Annotated in this window: 18 protein-coding genes; 17 read left to right on the forward strand and 1 reads right to left on the reverse strand. The window is 41.6% G+C overall.

Annotated features, from left to right (window positions below; translation table 11 throughout):
• Positions 1 to 3 precede the first annotated feature (3 nt).
• The 17 genes from bshA to ACQKNS_RS15045 all read left to right on the forward strand — a co-directional run bounded on the left by bshA (position 4) and on the right by ACQKNS_RS15045 (position 18,473).
• Entirely contained in the window at positions 4 to 1,143 is a 1,140-nt protein-coding gene (bshA, locus tag ACQKNS_RS14965; RefSeq protein WP_427643915.1) for an N-acetyl-alpha-D-glucosaminyl L-malate synthase BshA, read from the forward strand.
• Between the two features lie 13 nt (positions 1,144 to 1,156).
• Entirely contained in the window at positions 1,157 to 2,338 is a 1,182-nt protein-coding gene (locus ACQKNS_RS14970; protein WP_427643917.1) for a CCA tRNA nucleotidyltransferase, read from the forward strand.
• On the forward strand, positions 2,323 to 3,303 hold the full coding sequence (locus ACQKNS_RS14975; RefSeq protein WP_427643919.1) for a biotin--[acetyl-CoA-carboxylase] ligase: 981 nt from the start codon (positions 2,323 to 2,325) through the stop codon (positions 3,301 to 3,303). The genes ACQKNS_RS14970 and ACQKNS_RS14975 overlap by 16 nt, the downstream gene beginning before the upstream one ends.
• A gap of 332 nt (positions 3,304 to 3,635) precedes the next feature.
• The gene (gene panB, locus ACQKNS_RS14980; protein WP_427643921.1) at positions 3,636 to 4,472 is read left to right on the forward strand and encodes a 3-methyl-2-oxobutanoate hydroxymethyltransferase; all 837 of its coding nucleotides are present in this window, start codon (positions 3,636 to 3,638) and stop codon (positions 4,470 to 4,472) included.
• Complete coding sequence (gene panC, locus ACQKNS_RS14985; protein WP_427643923.1) at positions 4,469 to 5,317, forward strand: pantoate--beta-alanine ligase; 849 nt, start codon at positions 4,469 to 4,471, stop codon at positions 5,315 to 5,317. Before panB ends, panC begins: the two co-directional genes overlap by 4 nt.
• A 26-nt stretch (positions 5,318 to 5,343) precedes the next feature.
• The gene (gene panD, locus ACQKNS_RS14990; protein WP_054400285.1) at positions 5,344 to 5,727 is read left to right on the forward strand and encodes an aspartate 1-decarboxylase; all 384 of its coding nucleotides are present in this window, start codon (positions 5,344 to 5,346) and stop codon (positions 5,725 to 5,727) included.
• Between the two features lie 160 nt (positions 5,728 to 5,887).
• On the forward strand, positions 5,888 to 8,668 hold the full coding sequence (dinG, locus tag ACQKNS_RS14995) for an ATP-dependent DNA helicase DinG (RefSeq protein ID WP_427643925.1): 2,781 nt from the start codon (positions 5,888 to 5,890) through the stop codon (positions 8,666 to 8,668).
• A 155-nt stretch (positions 8,669 to 8,823) separates the two neighbouring features.
• A complete protein-coding gene (locus ACQKNS_RS15000) occupies positions 8,824 to 8,994 on the forward strand; it encodes a YpmA family protein (protein WP_065310840.1) in 171 nt (56 codons plus the stop codon).
• Positions 8,995 to 9,012: 18 nt separating this feature from the next.
• Positions 9,013 to 9,489, forward strand: coding sequence for a DUF5590 domain-containing protein (locus tag ACQKNS_RS15005; protein ID WP_063233239.1), 477 nt, complete (start codon positions 9,013 to 9,015; stop codon positions 9,487 to 9,489).
• A gap of 20 nt (positions 9,490 to 9,509) precedes the next feature.
• Complete coding sequence (locus ACQKNS_RS15010; RefSeq protein WP_427643927.1) at positions 9,510 to 10,694, forward strand: pyridoxal phosphate-dependent aminotransferase; 1,185 nt, start codon at positions 9,510 to 9,512, stop codon at positions 10,692 to 10,694.
• 267 nt (positions 10,695 to 10,961) lie between these two features.
• Positions 10,962 to 11,639 (forward strand): GntR family transcriptional regulator, encoded by a 678-nt coding sequence (locus ACQKNS_RS15015; RefSeq protein WP_427643929.1) that lies wholly within the window; start codon positions 10,962 to 10,964, stop codon positions 11,637 to 11,639.
• Positions 11,640 to 11,750: 111 nt separating this feature from the next.
• Entirely contained in the window at positions 11,751 to 12,668 is a 918-nt protein-coding gene (gene hpaI, locus ACQKNS_RS15020) for a 2,4-dihydroxyhept-2-ene-1,7-dioic acid aldolase (RefSeq protein ID WP_427643930.1), read from the forward strand.
• 77 nt (positions 12,669 to 12,745) lie between these two features.
• Positions 12,746 to 14,260 (forward strand): 5-carboxymethyl-2-hydroxymuconate semialdehyde dehydrogenase, encoded by a 1,515-nt coding sequence (gene hpaE / locus ACQKNS_RS15025; protein WP_427643932.1) that lies wholly within the window; start codon positions 12,746 to 12,748, stop codon positions 14,258 to 14,260.
• A gap of 30 nt (positions 14,261 to 14,290) precedes the next feature.
• Positions 14,291 to 15,274 (forward strand): 3,4-dihydroxyphenylacetate 2,3-dioxygenase, encoded by a 984-nt coding sequence (hpaD, locus tag ACQKNS_RS15030; RefSeq protein ID WP_427643934.1) that lies wholly within the window; start codon positions 14,291 to 14,293, stop codon positions 15,272 to 15,274.
• A gap of 231 nt (positions 15,275 to 15,505) precedes the next feature.
• Positions 15,506 to 16,318: a cytidyltransferase gene (locus ACQKNS_RS15035; protein WP_427643936.1), complete on the forward strand. Its 813-nt coding sequence runs from the start codon at positions 15,506 to 15,508 to the stop codon at positions 16,316 to 16,318.
• Positions 16,319 to 16,565: 247 nt separating this feature from the next.
• Positions 16,566 to 16,904, forward strand: coding sequence for a DUF485 domain-containing protein (locus ACQKNS_RS15040; protein ID WP_427643938.1), 339 nt, complete (start codon positions 16,566 to 16,568; stop codon positions 16,902 to 16,904).
• Positions 16,905 to 16,907: 3 nt separating this feature from the next.
• Positions 16,908 to 18,473, forward strand: coding sequence for a solute symporter family protein (locus tag ACQKNS_RS15045; protein ID WP_427643940.1), 1,566 nt, complete (start codon positions 16,908 to 16,910; stop codon positions 18,471 to 18,473).
• A gap of 154 nt (positions 18,474 to 18,627) precedes the next feature.
• Here the strand turns inward: ACQKNS_RS15045 and ACQKNS_RS15050 are convergent, their stop codons facing one another.
• Positions 18,628 to 19,515, reverse strand: coding sequence for a LysR family transcriptional regulator (locus ACQKNS_RS15050; RefSeq protein WP_427643941.1), 888 nt, complete (start codon positions 19,513 to 19,515; stop codon positions 18,628 to 18,630).
• Between the last annotated feature and the right edge of the window lie 63 nt (positions 19,516 to 19,578).

The following is a 19,578-nucleotide window of genomic DNA, read 5'->3' on the forward strand; positions in this document are numbered from 1 at the left end:
CTTATGAAATTAAAAATTGGAATTACCTGTTACCCTACAGTTGGGGGTTCCGGTGTTGTGGCAACTGAATTAGGTAAGATGCTTGCAGAAAAAGGACATGAAATACATTTCATTTCTTCAAGCCTCCCTTTTCGCTTGAATAAGATGTACTGTAATATTTTTTATCACCAGGTTGAAGTGAACTCGTATTCAGTCTTTCAATATCCACCATACGACCTGGCTCTTGCCAGCAAGATAGCGGATGTCGTAAAACGGGAGAAATTAGATATCCTTCACGTTCATTATGCAATTCCACATGCTGTTTGTGCAATCCTTGCAAAGCAGATGTCAGGTAATGAAGTAAAGATTGTTACCACACTTCATGGAACGGACATTACCGTATTAGGCCATGATCCCTCATTGACCAATTTGATAAAATTCGGGATAGAGCAATCAGATGTCGTTACCGGAGTATCTAATTCCCTTGTTCAGCAAACGCACGAACTGATCGCGCCGAATAAGGAAATCAAAACCGTCTATAATTTTATTGATGAAAGAGATTACCATAAATCGAATTCCGATTACCTTAAGGATGAATACGGAATCAGTGAAGATGAAAAAGTGATCATACATGTTTCGAATTTCCGTTCTGTCAAGCGAGTGAAAGATGTCATCCAGGCGTTTTATTTAACTCAAAAGAAAATGCCTGCAAAGCTTCTACTTGTAGGAGACGGTCCTGAAGTGACAACCGTACTGAAATTGGCTAAAGATCTTGGAATCGATGATTCTGTCTTGTTTCTTGGTAAGCAGGATAACCTTGCCGAATTATATTCAATCAGTGATTTGATATTCCTGTTATCTGAAAAAGAGAGTTTCGGACTTGTGCTGCTCGAGGCGATGGCATGTGGAGTTCCTTGCATCGGGACGAATATCGGGGGAATTCCTGAAGTCATCGTTGATGGGAAGACTGGATATATTTGTGAATTGGGCGATGTCCAAATGGTTGCTGAAAAAGCGGTTGGACTTTTAAGCGACCCGATTTTACATAAACGCTTTTCTGAAGCTGCGATGGAAAGGGCCAATACTGATTTTCACTCCGATACAATTATGTCAGAGTATGAAGCTATCTACATTCAAGCACTTGAAGATAAATCCAAGGAATAGGGAGGGGATGCTGATGGACCGGTTATTCTTAAAATCAGTACCCATTCTGGAAGTGATTGAAGAAGCAGGATACGAGGCTTATTTCGTTGGCGGTTCTGTAAGGGATTATATCCTTGGCAGGCCCATAAACGATGTGGACATCGCCACTTCCGCAACACCCCAGGAAATCAAAAGGATTTTTCCTAATACCGCTGATATCGGAATCGACCATGGGACAGTGCTTGTCATTACGGATACGGGTACATACGAAATTACGACATTCAGAACGGAAAGCGGGTATTCGGACTTTCGCAGACCCGATTCTGTGCAATTTGTCCGTTCTTTGACTGAAGATTTGCAAAGAAGAGATTTTACGATGAATGCAATGGCAATGGATAAGACCGGAAAGATCATCGATCCATTTAATGGTAATTGTGATTTGGCAGAAAAAAGGATTATCACGGTTGGCAACCCGCATGAAAGGTTTCATGAGGATGCATTGAGAATGATGCGGGCTTTAAGATTCGTCAGCCAGCTTGATTTTGATCTGGATCAGGAAACCTTTGATTCCCTTAAAGAGAACGCCCAGAACATCAGTGAAATCGCTGTCGAAAGAATCCTGGTTGAATTTGAGAAGCTAGTGGCCGGCTCCAATAGGATAAGGGCTTTCTCACTCTTGCTGGAAAGCGGATTATATCAATACCTGCCTCTATTCTCCAGTAAAAAAGATCATTTAATGGGCTTACTGAACCTGCCGCTTCATCAGCTTAAAGCGGCAGAAATATGGTCTATCATCATGGTTCACACAAAGGATCAGGAATTGGAAAAGGCTTTGAGGTCATGGAAGCTGCCATTGAAAACGATAAGAAACATTCAACGTACGATACAGCTAGTGAAGAAAGAACCATCTGCCATCGATGTATTTCAGGCAGGTCATGGAATAACTGTACAAGCTGCTAAGGTCAAGGCGGCGCTGAATGGCGGTAATGTATCGGATGCGGAAGAGAATGCGCATCAGCGGTATAATGAACTTATTATAAAACAATTGTCGGATCTTGCCGTTACGGGGACGGATTTATTGAATTGGCATCAGGAAAAGCCAGGTCCATGGGTCAAAGAATACTTGGAAAAAATATTGAAAGCTGTCTTGAATGAAGAATTAAGAAATGATAAAGAAGAAATTAAGAGGTGGCTGGTGAAATGCAATCTGAGTTAAGAACAAAGCTAATGGAAGCCCTCTCAAAAGCGGATGGTGCGTTCATATCCGGTCAGGAAATTGCTGAATACATCGGCTGTTCGCGCACAGCTGTCTGGAAGCATATAGAAGACCTGCGCAGTGAAGGATATAATGTAGAAGCCGTTAGGAAAAAAGGCTATAGGATCATATCAGCGCCGGAAAAAGTGTCAGAGAGCGAAATACAACTAGGATTGGAAACAAAAACGATCGGCAAGATGATCCACTATCAGGAGACTGTAGAATCCACTCAAAAAATTGCACATCAACTAGCAAATGAAGGCGTTCAGGAGGGAACCCTCGTCGTTGCCGAGGAGCAGTTATCCGGAAAAGGAAGGCTGATGAGATCTTGGCATTCCCCAAAATTCAGCGGCATATGGATGAGTCTGATTCTGAGACCGAAAATCCCGATTCATGAGGCTCCGCAACTTACTTTATTGGCCGCGGTCGCTGTTGCTCAGGCTATAGAGGATACCACTGATTTGAAGCCGCAAATTAAGTGGCCGAATGATATTTTGGTGAATCGCAAGAAAGTGGTGGGCATCCTGACGGAGATGCAGGCGGAGTCAGATAGAATCCATTCTGTCATTGTCGGAATTGGAATGAATATCAATCAGCAATTGGAGGATTTTCCTGAAGAATTGCAAGAAAAGGCGTCTTCCCTCCTCATAGAAAGTGGAGGGACGGTTTCAAGATCCAGGGTCATTCAACGAGCATTGTTCCGTCTCGAAAACTTGTACGAACTCTATTTAGATCAAGGCTTCATGCCAATAAAGGATTTATGGGAGAGTTATGCGATCAGTCTTGGCCAGGTTATCAAAGCCAGTACCGTTAATGACACGATTGTCGGAAAAGCATTGGGCATAACGGATTCAGGCGTTTTACTTCTTGAAGACGGAAATGGAACCGTACACTCGATATATTCTGCAGATATTGAAATTCAGTAGATTTTTGTCAAATCCGCGAAAATTAAATAGAATTTTTTAATTAGGCTTGATATAATGCAATTGGGCAGTATCTATTGTGAACTGCACCCCCATAAATACCAAATTATTTGAAAATCTGCCTTGATCCAGAGAACTGGACGGGGACGGAGGGATGAAACTTCTGATGAAACAAAGATTGACTAAAAGATAAGTCTGTGTCGATATTTGGCTCTTTAAGCCATTTTTCGTAGCGAAACAGATCCTTTTTTAGTCAGTCTTTTTTTTGCGCATGAATGTATAGACACCAGTTTTCGCTGATGTTTTCATCTCCTCCATAAAAAGGAGGAAACGTAATGAAATTGTCCGGAGATTTTTTGAAAATGAAACAAAATCAAGAGAAAATTGTAATGCTGACGGCTTATGATTACCCGTCTGCAAAGTTAGCCGAACAATCAGGTGTAGACATGATTTTAGTCGGCGACTCTTTAGGAATGGTCGTATTGGGATATGAATCGACGATTCCAGTTACGGTGGATGACATGATCCATCATACAAAGGCAGTAAAACGCGGGGCACCAGATACATTTGTCGTGACGGACATGCCCTTTATGAGCTATCACCTATCTATGGATGAAACGCTCAAGAATGCAGCCCGAATCATGCAGGAAGGTCATGCGGATGCCGTCAAGCTTGAGGGTGCGGATGATGTTGTTGAAAAAATATCAGCATTGACCAAGGCGGGCATCCCGGTCGTAGCCCATCTTGGCCTGACACCTCAATCAGTCGGCGTTCTGGGCGGATATAAAGTGCAAGGTAAAGATGCCGATAGTGCAGCACAGCTCTTGGAAGATGCAAGAAAGTGTGAAGCGGCGGGGGCAATGGCAATAGTATTTGAATGTGTTCCACATCAAGTGGGGGAACTCGTCACACGGAACCTCGAAATCCCAACCATTGGAATTGGGGCGGGCGCTGAAACGGATGGTCAAGTCCTCGTTTACCATGATGTCATCAAATATGGGGTAGACCGGCTAGCGAAATTCGTAAAAGTTTATGGAGATGCAAATGAACTGATTGGCCAATCGATTACAAGCTTTGTGAATGAAGTGAAATCAAAAGATTTTCCATCGGAAGAACATACTTTTACGATGAAGGAAGAGCAGCTTTCTGAACTTTATGGAGGGAAAAGATGAAAACATTTACATCAGCTGCAGATTTACAACTGGCACTTAAAGAGGAAAAAAACAATCACAAAAGCATTGGCTATGTAGCGACAATGGGGTTTTTACATGAGGGGCATGCAACCCTTTTGGAAAAGGCCCGCAAAGAAAATGATATTGTGGTATTGAGTATTTTTGTGAATCCGATGCAATTTGGACCTAATGAGGATTTTGAAACATATCCGCGGGATTTGGAACGGGATGAAAATGTCGCAGCAAATGGCGGTGTGGATTATCTCTTCTATCCAACAGTCCACGAAATGTACGGTGAAGAACCATCTGTGAAGGTTGTTGTCCAAAGCAGGACGGATGTTTTATGCGGGAGACAAAGGCCTGGACACTTTGATGGTGTAGCGACGGTTTTAACGAAATTCTTCAATATCATCCTTCCTGATAGAGCTTACTTTGGCAAGAAGGATGCCCAGCAAGTCGCCGTGATAGATGGACTGATCAAAGACTTTAATTTCCCTATCCAGCTTGTTGCTGTAGATACCGTTCGTGAAGAAGATGGGTTAGCGAAGAGCTCGCGAAATGTTAACCTATCAGATCAAGAGCGCATGGAAGCTAAAGAGTTATACCAAAGTTTATTAAAGGCCAAAGCGGCGGTGGAATCGGGCGAAAGAAATGCAGCAACCGTCACGGCCTTAGTAAGTGAACATATAATTGCCAACACAAGTGGAGTGATCGACTATATTGAAGTCTATCAATATCCGGAACTTAAACCAATTGGTTCGCTGGCAGGAAACGTCATCATTGCACTGGCTGTAAAGTTCAAGCATGCAAGACTAATTGATAATATCACCTTATATGTGGAATAATTCATGAAAATCAGGGGGGAATTGAGATGTTTCGAACGATGATGAATGGGAAAATTCACCGTGCACGGGTAACTGAAGCTAATTTGAATTATGTAGGCAGCATTACGATTGATGAAGACATAATTGATGCGGTTGGTATTTTGCCTAACGAAAAAGTCGCCATCGTGAATAATAATAATGGTGCACGACTTGAAACCTATGTGATTGCGGGTGAACGGGGTAGCGGTGTAGTGTGTTTGAATGGGGCGGCAGCTAGACTGGTGCAGCCGGATGATATCGTGATAATCATTTCCTATGTTATGGTTTCAGAGGATAAACTGGGAGATCACAAACCAAAAGTTGCGATCATGGATGAAAACAACAAAATCATTGATTTGATTTCAAACGAACCTGCAGCTACAATCATGTAAGCGAAGGGCCGGCACATGTGCATGAATCATGCATAAAGGTGCCGGCCCTTTTAGTCTTTTGATGAACGGCTTGTTTCCTTTATTACGATTATTATGGTATAAAAAAGATATGAGAATTCCATCAGGAAGTGGAGAAAGCGAAGTTTGAGGTGTACAATTCATGATGCAACGATATGTAGTGGTTGATTTGGAAACAACAGGGAATTCTCCGAAAAAAGGAGATAGGATTATACAATTTGCTGGCGTGGTCATCGAAAATGATCAAATTGTGGATGAATACTCGACATTCATCCATCCTGGACAGGAAATTTCCTTGTTTATTGAAGAATTGACCGGAATAAGCAACGAGACGGTTAAAAATGCACCTGACTTTGAAGATGTTGCAGAAAATATTGCCCGGCTTATAGAAGGGGCTTGTTTTGTTGCCCATAATGTTTTATTTGATTTATCTTTTTTACAGGAAGAACTAGTACGATGCGGGTTTGAGCCGTTTTATGGTTCCACACTTGATACAGTAGAGTTAGCGAAAATATTAAAACCAACATCCGATGGATATAAGCTGCACCAGCTGGCTAAAGAAGAAAACCTGGATCATTCCAGGCCCCATCAAGCGGATAGTGATGCATATGCCACCGCATTATTATTGTTGGAATTGAAAAAAAAGCTGATGAACCTTCCAGTCATGACACTTAAACAGTTATATCGATTATCTTATTCCTTACAAAGTGAGGTTTCCGAATTAATAGATGCGTGCATTGCAAGCAAACTTGCTAAAGCAGAAGTACATTCACCTGATCTTATTACGTATAGGGGCCTAGCATTTAAAAAGGCCGAAGACGAAGGTGATCATAAAGACACGGAGTCGAAATTCCCGCTCGATGATGAGGAAAAGTTAGCCATGCTTCAAAGAGCATTCCCAGCCTTTGAAGCAAGAAGCGGACAACTTGATATGATGAACATGATTCACCATTCCTTTGAATCCAGCCAGGATGCAATCATTGAAGCTGGTACAGGTATTGGAAAATCCATAGGCTATCTGCTTCCGGCCGTTTATTTTGCAAAAAAACATCATAAACCTGTCGTCGTTTCGACGTATACGCTTCAGCTACAGGATCAACTTCTTCAAAACGAGGTTCCTAAGATTAAGAAAATCCTTCCCTTTACCTTTCATGCTGTTTTACTAAAGGGGAGAAGTAATTATTTGAGCTTGGCAAAGTTCGAAAGGGCCTTGCGTGAAAAGGAAGATAATTATGAAACGGCATTAACGAAAATGCAGATATTGGTTTGGCTCACTGAAACCGTAACAGGCGATAAAGATGAATTGAATCTCACAAGCGGAGGTCAGCTATTTTGGAATAGGCTTCAAAGTGATGGTCTTACATACGCCGGTTTAAAACAGCCCTGGCTTGAATTGGATTTTTTTGAACGGGCAAAAAAAACAGCTGCCAAGGCGGATATCATCATTACTAACCATTCGTTTTTAATGACGGATCTACTTACAGAAGACGCCTTGATTCCAAAAAAAGGGTATCTGATTCTCGATGAAGCACACCATTTGGAACAGGCTGCATCTAAACAGCTTGGGAGCAGGCTTAATTACATTTCGGTTAAGACGGTTTTGAACAGACTAGGGACATCAGATCAAAAGCAATTATTATATAAATTGGACAGGATGCTCTTAAATAATGGACTGACGGATGGGAAGTCCATGCATGAATTAGATCAAAAGCTTAGTGATTTTTCGTATGAATTCGAACAGCTTTTTTATCATATCTCCAATCAGGCGGATAAACTTTCACGTTCCATGAGCCCGAAACGGCTTTCATTCAAAATAGATGATGGAAGGTGGGATAAAGCGATTCTGGTCGCTGAGCGATTGGTGGATTTATTGGGATATATCGTCACGGAGTTAGAGAAAAGATTGGCTCTTTTATTGAATCATGAGTCCCCTTTAGGAAAAAACTCATTATTTCACTTGAATGATATCGAGGTGCTGCTTGGACATTTACAGGATACCAGGGACTCCTTGCATGAATTTTTCATCAAGCCGCATGAAGAAAATATTTATTGGCTCGATTATACGAATGCTGCACCCCAGCATGGGGTGACTTTGACGGTTCAGCCGATTGCAGGAAGTAAACGGATATGGGATTCCTATTTCGGGCGCCAAAAGAGTGTGGTCATGACATCGGCAACCCTCGTGGTGAAGGATTCTTTTAAGTATTTTAAAGAACAACTCGGTTTAGAGAATGAGCCAATGCAGACGGCAAGTCTACCTTCACCTTTTCCATATAAGGAACTCGTAAAGGTACTGGTTCCAAATGATCTACCAGATATCAATGGCTTATCGGTGGAGGAATTCTCCGAAACAGCGGCAAATCATATTATTGCTGCCGCTCAGGCAGCAAAAGGGAGAATGATGGTATTATTCACCTCGCATGAAATGCTGCGGGCAACCTATCATTCCATCAAAGACAGTGGCGTACTGGATGAGTTCACGCTGTTTGCCCAGGGGATTTCTGGCGGAAGCCGGATGAGGCTCCTCAGGAATTTCCAAAACTTCGAGAAGGCCGTCCTGTTTGGGACAACCAGCCTATGGGAAGGCGTCGATATCCCCGGCGAGGATCTATCTTGTTTAGTCATTGTCAGGCTGCCTTTTTCGCCACCTGATGAACCAGTGACAGCTGCAAAATGCCACCTTCTCGAGAAGCAAGGGCGCAATCCTTTCTCTGCGTATTCATTACCTGAAGCCCTATTAAGGTTCCGGCAAGGTTTCGGCAGGCTTATACGCACTCCAGAAGATAAAGGGGTTTTGGTAATTCTTGATCGCCGCATCATCACTGCCAAATATGGACCTGAATTTCAAAAGGCCATTCCGGAAGTGGACTGGCACCAAGCCTCAATAACGGAAATGGCTGAAATGATAGAAGAGTGGATTTAAAGAATCTTTAAATCATTCTTAATCTAAAATGAATTTTTAAGAATTTATAAAGAAAAATAACCTTTGAGCTGGTATAATGTGATAGGTGGTAAAGCCTTCAAATCCTATTCATACCAGTGGTTGTTGACAAATTATTAAAATGGAGGGGCGTTTTCATGGAAAGTAAAATCGAAGTAATTTCGACAGTCAGGTTGCAACATTCTCCTGATCTGTATAAAATTGTGGATTCTTTGAACCGAACATTGAAAAAAGATGACTTAATGTTCGGCCTTGCACTGGATTCCCAAGATCAAGAAAAAGCGATATTTACAATTTATCGTACATAGAAAGAAGGAAATGCAGCTTTGAAAAAATGGTTGATTATTGCTTCTATCCTGGTCCTTTGTTTTATCGGGTTTGTCAGCGGGGCATATATTAAAGCATTGCAGCCTAAAAAAGAGGCTGGTAATGAGGCTTTCAAAAAGGCAAAGGAAGAAGGCGGCCTTGTGACCATGGAAGAATTTTACCTTTATAATGGGCAGGATTCATACTCCGTAATCATTGGTAAGGGGGAAAAAGGAACTAAAAAAATAGTTTGGCTTCCTGAGGACAAGAAGAAAGAAATAGTAGTGGAAAACTATAAAGATGGTAAATCAAAAAAAGAGATTTTGAACATTGTCAAAGAAAAGCTTAATCCCCAAAAAATCATTTCGGTTAAGCTGGGCATGGAAAAGAACGTTCCGCTTTGGGAAGTAACGTATCTTGATGAATCCGAGCGTTTTAACTATGATTATTATGATTTTAAAACTGGGGAATGGCTAAAGTATTATCGAAGCATTTAGAATGGAGGATTAAGTTAAAAATGAAATTAGCGAACCGCGTTCAGTCATTAACACCATCAACAACATTGGCCATCACGGCAAAAGCAAAGGAACTTAAGGCACAAGGTCTAGATATAATTGGTCTGGGTGCTGGTGAACCAGACTATAATACGCCCAAACATATCATAGATGCAGCACTTCTTTCCATGAATGAAGGTCAAACTAAATACACGCCATCCGCTGGTCTGCCGAAGCTTAAAGAAGCAATTGCGGCTAAATTGAAGCGTGACCAAGGCTTGGAATACAAACCTTCTGAAATTGTAGTTGGCTCAGGTGCAAAGCACGCGCTTTACACATTGTTTCAAGCTATCCTGGATGAGGGAGATGAAGTCATTGTTCCGATACCATATTGGGTGAGCTATCCTGAGCAAATCAAGCTTGCTGACGGTAAGCCAGTTTATGTGGTCGGTACGGAAGAAAATCAATATAAAATCACCAAAGAACAATTAGAACAAGCGATTACCGAAAAAACGAAGGCGGTTATCATCAACTCTCCAAGCAATCCAACCGGTATGCTTTATTCCAGGGAAGAATTGGCGGCTATCGGGGAAGTTTGCCTGGCTCATGATATCTTGATCGTTTCCGACGAAATATACGAAAAATTGGTTTATGGAAATGCTAAACATACTTCCATTGCAGAAATTTCACCTGAATTGAAAAAACAAACGATCATCATCAATGGTGTTTCTAAATCGCATTCGATGACTGGCTGGAGAATTGGTTACGCAGTCGGTGATGAGTCCATCATTAAAGCAATGACGAACCTTGCAAGCCATAGCACTTCCAATCCTACCACAACTGCTCAATATGGTGCGATTGCCGCTTATGAAGGTACACAGGAGCCTGTTGAAGAAATGCGTCAGTCATTCGAAGGCCGTTTGAATAAGATATATGATAAATTGGTTGAAATTCCAGGGATCAGCTGCATTAAACCACAAGGGGCATTTTATTTATTCCCGAACGTTAAACGTGCAGTTGAATTGACAGGATACAGCAATGTCGAGGAATTTACGACTGCGTTGCTGGAAGAAGCTCAAGTGGCGGTTATTCCAGGTTCAGGGTTTGGTGCACCTGATAACATCAGACTCTCTTATGCAACTTCATTGGAGCTGCTGGAAGCGGCAGTTGAAAGAATACATTCATTCGTTAAATCAAAAATGGCATAATCTTTTAAAAACCTGCAGACTACCTGGCTTCATCAGGGTCTGCAGGTTTTTTTGTATTCAGATATGGTACTTTCGGAAAGAAGACAAGATAAGTGTTTTAGCTCACTTCACTATGGCAAAGGAAAAGGTTTTTCATTCAGTCTATTCATGGATAAGTCATTATTTCTGGAAAAACAAGCTTGTAAAGAAAAATGTAAAATGAAAATCATATATGATTTTTAATAAAAATCGATTGCAATCATATATGATTTCATATATGATGAAAATATGGAAGATAAAAACAAAACACCCAGCAAAAAGCAAATAGCTTATGAGCACCTTCGTAAATTAATTTTGGATGGAACATATGGTTCTGGACAGCGAATCATTATCGATCAAACGGCAAAAGAACTTAGTTTAAGTCCGATTCCAGTCAGGGAAGCGATCAGACAACTGGAATCTGATGGCCTTATTCAATATAAGCCTTATAGCGGAGCAGTGGTTACAAGCATTAATGAGAGCGAATACATTGAAACTCTTTCTGTTTTATCTTTGCTTGAAGGATATGCTGCTGCCCTCAGTTCTTTAACGATGAATGATCACGATTTTGAAAATCTAATTAATTTAAACAAAGAAATGGAAAAAGCCCTCCATAACTTTGAATTAGAGCTGTTTGGTAAGTTAAACGAATGTTTCCATGCGGAAATTTATGAAAAGTGCGGAAATTCCTTTTTAAAAGAGGAAATTAAACAAGCGCAACAAAGAATGAATAGGGTCAGAAAATCCATGTTCACCATGGTTCCCCAACGCGCAGTCCAATCGATTCGCGAACATGAAAGCATCATAACGCTCCTGAAGGAAAAAGCATCTTTTGAAGAAATTGAATCATTGGTGAGAAAGCATAAACTGAATGCCATCAGCACATTCAAGCAGAGGGCGGAAACTAATCACGATCAGGCACTTTGATGACCCAGGCTTTGTTTTATAATAGTCAATCGATTATTCATAAAAGCAAAGCCGTTTTTTTTCACTCGGATTGTTCCGAATATTCAAATAATGAAAAGGTGGTAGAAAAAAATGTATGAGGAAATCAAAAGTCGTTTAAGAGGATCCATCGCTCCGGTTATCACTCCGTTTGATGAAAAGATGGAAGTTGATGTAAAGGCAATTGAAAATCTAGTAAACTGGCACATTGAAAGCGGTTCCCATGGAATCTCGGTATGCGGCACTACCGGCGAGCCGAGTTCACTAACGGTTGAGGAACGGGAATTAGTGATGGAAACGGCTATTAAAGCAGCAAAATCACGTGTTCCAGTTGCACCAGGTACTGGATCTGCCAATCAGAAAGAAACGTTGCATTTGACGAAAAGGGCACAGGAAATGGGCGCGGATGCTGCTTTAGTCATCGTTCCTTATTACAATAAACCGAATCAACAGGCACTTTACAATCATTTTAAAACGGTAGCCGATTCTGTTGATATCCCGCTTATCGTTTATAACATTCCCGGAAGAACGGCGACTAATTTAGAAGTGAAAACATTGGCACGTCTTGCTGAAGATTGTGAAAATATTATTGGTGTAAAGGAATCTAATAAAGATTTCGAACATGTGAACCGTGTCTTATTGAATTGCGGAAGGGATTTTCTCTTGTATTCGGGCATCGAATTATTATGCTATCCAATGTTGGCTATTGGAGGGGCAGGACATATAAGCGCTACCGCAAATATCACTCCCAAAGAAGTGGCGGAAATTTATAACCTTTGGGTGGAGGGTGATGTGGATAAGGCACTTGACCTCCATTACAAATTGATGCCATTGAATGATGTCTTGTTTAAAGAAACCAATCCAGGACCATTAAAAGCTGCGATGGGGATGATGGGGAAAATCAATCCTGCATTAAGGCCGCCTATGGGACCGCCTTCAAAACCATTGGAAAAAGAACTGCGTGAAACCCTTCAATCATACGGGTTGATTGACCAAATAATCCAGTCGTAATTGCTAGATTGGGAAGATTGCACGAATCTAATCGATTATTGTCATCTTCCCGAATTAATTTTAAAGGAGGATTCATCATGCGTACTTTTCCCGTTCAAGATGTCAAGCATTACATCAATGGTCAATTTGTCGATGGTATATCAGGAAAAACATTTGAAAATCTAAGCCCTTTTAATAATCAAGCAATCAATAATGTGGCAGAAGGGTTTAAAGAGGATGTTGATCAAGCGGTAGCTGCCGCAAGAGCAGCATTCGATAATGGCCCATGGAGAACGATGAAAGTGGAAGAAAGATTGAAGTACATTAATAGGATTGCTGATTTAATTGAAGAAAATGCAGAAGAAATTTCCTTTTTGGAATCCCTTGATACAGGGTTGCCGATTAGCCAGACAAAAAAACAGGCGGCAAGGGGAGCGGAGAATTTCCGTTTTTATTCCGAGATGGTGAAAAGCAGGCTTATAGGAGAGTCGTATCAAGTGGATGACACTTTCATCAATTATACGATCCATAAACCGATAGGAGTGGCAGGATTAATCACTCCTTGGAATGCGCCATTCATGTTGGAAACATGGAAAATCGCCCCGGCACTTGCTACAGGTAATACATGTGTCCTCAAACCGGCGGAGTGGTCCCCGCTGACTGCCAATAAATTGGCGCAAATCATTGACCAATCCGGGCTGCCGAAAGGCGTATTCAATATCGTTCACGGTTTTGGGGAAACGGCAGGGGCGTCCTTGGTTGCCCATCCTGAAGTCCAATTGATTTCCTTTACCGGAGAAACGACGACTGGCGCTGAAATTATTAAAAATGGTGCGGATACAATGAAACGTTTTTCCATGGAACTCGGAGGTAAATCACCAGCGGTCATTTTTGATGATGCCGATCTAGAAAAAGCCTTGGATTCAGTGGTTTGGGGAATATATTCATTCAATGGGGAGCGCTGCACAGCCAATTCCAGATTATTTGTCCATGAATCGATAATTGAGCAGTTCGTTGCACAATTGAAGGAACGTGTTCATAATATCAAAATTGGTAACCCAATGGATCCAGAAACGGAAATCGGTCCGCTGATCCATCGTAACCATTTTAATAATGTCTCCCGTTATCTTGATATAGCAAAAGATGAAGGGGCGGAAATTGTAAGCGGTGCCATACCGAGTGCGTTCAAGGAAGGAAATTATATTGCCCCGACGCTCCTCTTGAACTGTACAAATGAGATGACGGTAGCACAGGAAGAGATTTTTGGACCAGTCATGGCAGTCATTCCTTTCAAGACTGAAGAGGAAGTGCTGAGAATGGCTAACGATGTGAAGTATGGGCTCGCCGCTTATGTATGGACCAATGATATGAAACGTGGACATAGATTTGCACAGGCAGTCGATAGCGGGATGGTATGGGTGAATTCCCAAAACGTTAGGGATTTGCGCATACCATTTGGTGGATCGAAATATAGTGGGGTAGGACGTGAAGGTGGCCATTATAGCTTTGAATTCTATACGGAAACACAAGTTATCCACGTAGCAATTGGTGAACATCACATTCCGAAATTCGGGGACGTAAAACAAAATGCCGTTTCTTCTGCTGAAAAATAATCCGTGTTTCATTAAAAAGGGGAGAATACTATGAATTTTTCTATTATTCGTGTTGCGAGAACGATACTTAATGTAACAGATTTGGATAAATCTAGAGCCTTTTATGTGGATGCTTTAGGTTTCGTTGAAACGGAAAGAACGAATGATCACATATATTTACGTGGTTTAGAGGAAGCGCACCATCACTCGCTTATCTTGCAAAAGGCAGAAAAGCCAAGCGTTGAAGCAATCGGATACAAGGTTGAAAAAGAGGAAGACCTTGAAGAGTTGGAAACTTTTTTCATGTCCAAGGGAATGAAATTGAAGTGGATGCAGGAAGGAACACAGCATGCACTAGGCAAGTCGCTACGAGTTCAGGATATTTCAGGATTGCCTGTGGAGTTTTTCAGTAAAATGGATAAAGCCGAGAGATTGCTTCAACGATACGATATGCATAGGGGTTCAAGGGTCCAAAGAATCGATCATGTGAATTGTTGTGTACCAAATGTGCAAAAAGCCTATGATTTTTATGTGAAAGAATTAGGTTTTGCCTGCTCGGAAGACACAGTGGATGAGTCGGGCAAATTATGGGCAACGTGGCTACATAGAAAGCAAACGGTCCATGACCAGGCATTCATGAACGGAATCGGTCCAAGACTTCATCATGTAGGCTTCTTCCTGCCTGACCCCCTTGCACTTATCCATGCCTGTGATGTACTGGCATCACTGGGATATGCCCAGTCCATCGAACGCGGACCGGGAAGGCACGGTCTATCCAATGCATTCTTCCTATATTTAAGAGATCCGGACGGTCACAGGATCGAATTATACAATGGGGATTACTTAACAGCCGACCCGGATACCGAACCGATTCATTGGGATTTGAATGATCCAAGACGCCAGACATTCTGGGGAGCCAAAGCCCCGGACTCATGGTTTGATGAGGCATCTGCTGTACTTGATATAATATCAGGTGAAGAAGTTCCTCTTAAAGAGCCGATCCTGGCAAAAAGCAAGCCTGAATTCATCATCTAGAAGCAGGATTTACGATGAATGATCGAACGTTCGGCAAAACATCATTGACTCCCATGGTCATTTGGATAGGACGCTAATGCATATAAACTAGAAACTGCTGTTTTATTGAAGTTCCGTTTACTGAGTTTATAATGTAACCTTTCAAGAAGCAAAGGAAGGAAGATGGAATTGGATATCATTCATGTTCAGCACCCAAATTCCAGTATATATACAGCAGAAGCAGAACCGTGAGTGCTGGCTCTTGGATTTTTCGACGGAGTTCATCTTGGACATCAAGAATTGATAAATCTAGCCAAAAGGATTGCCAGACAGCATGGTTTGAAATTGGCAGTCATGACATTTTTTCCGCATCCAAAGCAAATCATAGAAAATTCTCAACCCCTAACATATATTACTCTTTTAGAGCAAAAAGCAAAAATCATGCAAGATTTTGGTGTAGAAACCTTGATAGTCGTGAACTTCGATTCCGCATTTGCCCATCTTTCACCTATTGGATTTATCGAGGATTATCTATGTGGATTTAAATGCAAACATGCCGTGGCTGGATTCGATTTCCGATTTGGACATAAAGGGGAAGGGAATATGGAAACGCTGAAAATCGAAGGTAAACGATTTTTTGAAGTGACGGAAATGAAGAAGTTCGAAATTGATCATGAAAAAGTAAGTTCCACTAAGATTAGAAACTTGATTGCAGAAGGTCGGTTATCAGATATCCCGTCATTCCTTGGAACTTACTTTGAAAGTCAAGGAACAATCATTTCCAAGGAAAATCAACACGTCACCGTTACATTATCGAAAGCATTCCCGACTCCCCCGCCAGGCGTTTATTTTATCGAAGTCCAGAACGAAGGAAATGTTTATGAGGGAATGGCCTATCAAACAATGGACGGATCATTTCATGAGAATTGGAACTTACATTTCAATGATTCTCTTCCCTTGGAAGGAAAGAAGATCCATATTAAATGGAAAAGTGAAAGTATAATGAAGTCGAAACAGATGACGGATATGCGAGCCAAGTCTATTTCGAAAGTGCAAGCCTTCTAAAAAGATATGGTCTGGGTCAGGGCAGCAGTGGGAACTTACTGCTGCCCTATCTGTAAGCGACACGGTTAGACAAAAGGAGAATGGAAAGCTTAGGAATGGCCTTTAGACCATCTTCGTGCAGATGAGTTTGTGTTAGTTTTGGGATGGAGGGGGTATAGGTGCCATCGAAGAAAGCGGCTGACATTGGAGAAGCTCAATACTACTAGTACCGTCCTTGCAAAATAAATATCAGAAGAGGTGTGTAGAGATGGTTCGGTTGGAAAAAAAACTTGGTGAATCGGAACAAACTGATCTAGTGGATTATGAAAAGATTGTTGCCTCCAAAGAGTTTCAGCATATGCTTTCCGATAAAAAGAAATTCGTCATCCCTTTTACGATTTTCTTTATGGGATATTCCCTGCTTTTGCCCTTCTTAGTTTTTTACACAGATATCTTGGATCACCCCTTCATTGGAGATATAACTTGGGCTTGGGTGTACGGTGTCTCCATTACGGTTATGTCTGTATGGGTTTGCAGCATTTATGTAAGGAAATCTGAAAGAATCGATGAACAAATACAAGAAATCATCGAGAAAGAAGGGCTTTGAATCATGAATTGGACCGTTATTATTCTCTTTGCGCTTATGTCGATAGGTACCCTTTTCATCACGTATTTCGCTTCCAAAAAAACTAAAACAGCAGGCTCTTTTTATACGGCTGGGGGAGGGTTGACCGCAAGGCAAAATGGACTTGCATTGGCCGGGGATTTTATGTCGGCTTCCACGTTTTTAGGGCTGATTGGGGCATTTTCCTTAACGGGTTATGATGGATTTTTCCTGATGTATGGAGCACTTGTTTCATTTCTTGTCGTGTTATTCCTGGTGGCTGAACCTTTAAGGAACTTGGGGAAATACACATTGGCTGATATGGTGACTACAAGGTTTAAATATAAACAGGTCCGGGGAGTGACCGCCTTTAATACCCTGGTGATATCAGTCATGTACATGCTGGGGCAACTTGTTGCGGCAGGCGCTTTATTTAAATTGCTTTTGGACATCCCATATAATATTTCAGTCATCATCGTAGGTATTGTCATGTTGGTATTTGTTTTATTTGGGGGGATGACGGCGACGAGCTGGGTGCAGATCATTAAGGCCATCCTGCTGATAGGCGGGGTGTTCATATTATTCATGATCGTCATGTGGAAATTGAATTTTAGTTTCATCGGGATTTTCACAGATATGAAAACGGCGACGCCCATGGGTGCAGATTACCTGAAGGCAGGTATTAAATATAGCAGTGGGTGGGATGCAGCTTCCTTATCACTGGGCCTGATTCTGGGAACGGCAGGTCTGCCTCACATTTTAATACGTTTTTTGACTGTCCCGAATGCACGAGTGGCAAGAAAGTCGGTTGTTTGGGTGATGTGGATTATGGGTGCTTTTCATATCATGGTCATTTTTCTCGGATTCGGTGCTGCGAAGTTGGTTGGAACATCGAATATCATGGCTGCTAATCCAGCGGGTAACATGGCTGCACCATTATTGGCCCAACTTGTGGGCGGGGACATCTTATTCGCATTTATTGCCGCCGTTTCCTTTGCAACGATACTCGCAGTTGTTGCGGGAATCGTTTTAACAGGTGCTACGGCATTTTCACATGATTTTTATAATGAAATATTAAAAGATGGAAAGGCGACGGAAAAACAGCAAATGACGGTGGCTAGATGGGCTTCCGTTGGTGTGACTGCCCTTGCGATTGTTTTATCATTAGGCCTCCAGGAATTCAATGTAGCGTTTCTGGCATCGATTGCCTTTACATTGGCGGCTAGTTCGAATTTGCCTGTAATCCTTCTTACGATTTATTGGAAAAAATTCAATAAAACCGGAGCGATAGTCGGTATGATGACAGGTCTTATCGGTACGCTTTTGCTCGTTGCACTTAGTCCAAATGTCTGGAACCCGGCCCAGGGAGCCACCATTATGACAGGTGACCCGATTTTCCCCTTGAATTCACCAGGAATCGTTTCCATTCCGCTTGGGTTTCTCGCATGCTATTTAGGTGCCCTGGTCGGTAACCGCAGGACAGGGTTGAAAACGGTTACAGAGGATGATTATAATGAAATTCTTGTAAAGTCCAACACCGGTCATGATGTTAAGGGTGTTTTGCGTCATTGAATGAAGTAAAAGCTTGCCTAACGCAGGTCATCGTTTTTATGAATGGATTCGAAAAAGCAGCCATCACATGATAGGTTGCTTTTTTCATTTCATTGAATAAAGAATTTCAAACAACAATAAAGATTATTAGAAAGAGCCACAGATGCACTAATATTCAAGGATAACTGGCCATGCATTGAGAAAATGTTTCTAGAAATTTGACGGCGCCTTTGGAAAGATAGCGTTCTTCGAGCCAAATAAGGGCGGCTTCGGATTGTACTTCACAATCTATCAATTCGACTGTTTTAATACCCTGGGTTGAAAATGATTTGGATGTGGTCCGTGGCATGATGGTAGCGCCTATTCCTTCCTTCACCAAAGATAAAATCATGGCAGCATCCGGACATTCACATACAATCGTAGGTTCAAATCCATGTCTGAAGCACTCATCCACTATTAGTTCATAAGTACCCTGTCCGCTTACCCTATGCAGCAACAAGAGGGGATATTCCTTAATTTGTTTAAATTCGATGGAGTCTGGGATATCCCAATCTTTTGGGGTGACAAGCACAAAATCTTCCGCGGGAAGGTTAATCGATGAGAATTGTTTACCGTTAATGGGAAGCCGTACAATGGCCAACTCGATTTCCCTGTTTATTAAGCCCTCTGTCAAACGGAACGTATCACCTTCCATTAACTTGAATCGTATTTCAGGGTATTTTACTCTAAAAGCCCTCATCCTTTGCGGAATGTAAGAAAAGCAAGTTTTTACTGACCCTATGGAAAGAGTGCCCTTCACCCCTTTACTGACTTCCTTCACTTCCAGTAGTGATTCTTCAAACTGGCTTAATAGAGCCTCGGCTTTTTTATATAGGACCTTGCCAGTTTCAGTGAGTTCTAGTTTCTTTCCATTCCGATCGAAAAGTTTTTCACCGATTTCCATTTCCATTAATTTAAGTTGCTGGCTTAGGGGCGGTTGAGCCATATGTAATTTTTTTGCGGCTTTGGTTATTTGTTCTTCCTGAACGATCGTCACAAAATACTTTAACTGCCGGATGTCCATTATATACACCTCATACATATGATTTACATATACATATTGAATTTTTTAAGTATTATATATATA

The organism is Peribacillus sp. NPDC094092, from assembly GCF_050279365.1.
Lineage (GTDB): Bacteria > Bacillota > Bacilli > Bacillales > DSM-1321 > Peribacillus.

What these genes read in the sequence shown, in the direction of transcription:
- bshA (WP_427643915.1), top strand. Translation starts at nt 4, where the DNA reads ATGAAATTAAAAATTGGAATTACCTGTTACCCTACAGTTGGGGGTTCC.
- ACQKNS_RS14970 (WP_427643917.1), top strand. Translation starts at nt 1,157, where the DNA reads ATGGACCGGTTATTCTTAAAATCAGTACCCATTCTGGAAGTGATTGAA.
- ACQKNS_RS14975 (WP_427643919.1), top strand. Translation starts at nt 2,323, where the DNA reads ATGCAATCTGAGTTAAGAACAAAGCTAATGGAAGCCCTCTCAAAAGCG.
- panB (WP_427643921.1), top strand. Translation starts at nt 3,636, where the DNA reads ATGAAATTGTCCGGAGATTTTTTGAAAATGAAACAAAATCAAGAGAAA.
- panC (WP_427643923.1), top strand. Translation starts at nt 4,469, where the DNA reads ATGAAAACATTTACATCAGCTGCAGATTTACAACTGGCACTTAAAGAG.
- panD (WP_054400285.1), top strand. Translation starts at nt 5,344, where the DNA reads ATGTTTCGAACGATGATGAATGGGAAAATTCACCGTGCACGGGTAACT.
- dinG (WP_427643925.1), top strand. Translation starts at nt 5,888, where the DNA reads ATGATGCAACGATATGTAGTGGTTGATTTGGAAACAACAGGGAATTCT.
- ACQKNS_RS15000 (WP_065310840.1), top strand. Translation starts at nt 8,824, where the DNA reads ATGGAAAGTAAAATCGAAGTAATTTCGACAGTCAGGTTGCAACATTCT.
- ACQKNS_RS15010 (WP_427643927.1), top strand. Translation starts at nt 9,510, where the DNA reads ATGAAATTAGCGAACCGCGTTCAGTCATTAACACCATCAACAACATTG.
- ACQKNS_RS15015 (WP_427643929.1), top strand. Translation starts at nt 10,962, where the DNA reads ATGGAAGATAAAAACAAAACACCCAGCAAAAAGCAAATAGCTTATGAG.
- hpaI (WP_427643930.1), top strand. Translation starts at nt 11,751, where the DNA reads ATGTATGAGGAAATCAAAAGTCGTTTAAGAGGATCCATCGCTCCGGTT.
- hpaE (WP_427643932.1), top strand. Translation starts at nt 12,746, where the DNA reads ATGCGTACTTTTCCCGTTCAAGATGTCAAGCATTACATCAATGGTCAA.
- hpaD (WP_427643934.1), top strand. Translation starts at nt 14,291, where the DNA reads ATGAATTTTTCTATTATTCGTGTTGCGAGAACGATACTTAATGTAACA.
- ACQKNS_RS15040 (WP_427643938.1), top strand. Translation starts at nt 16,566, where the DNA reads ATGGTTCGGTTGGAAAAAAAACTTGGTGAATCGGAACAAACTGATCTA.
- ACQKNS_RS15045 (WP_427643940.1), top strand. Translation starts at nt 16,908, where the DNA reads ATGAATTGGACCGTTATTATTCTCTTTGCGCTTATGTCGATAGGTACC.
- ACQKNS_RS15050 (WP_427643941.1), bottom strand. Translation starts at nt 19,515, where the DNA reads ATGGACATCCGGCAGTTAAAGTATTTTGTGACGATCGTTCAGGAAGAA.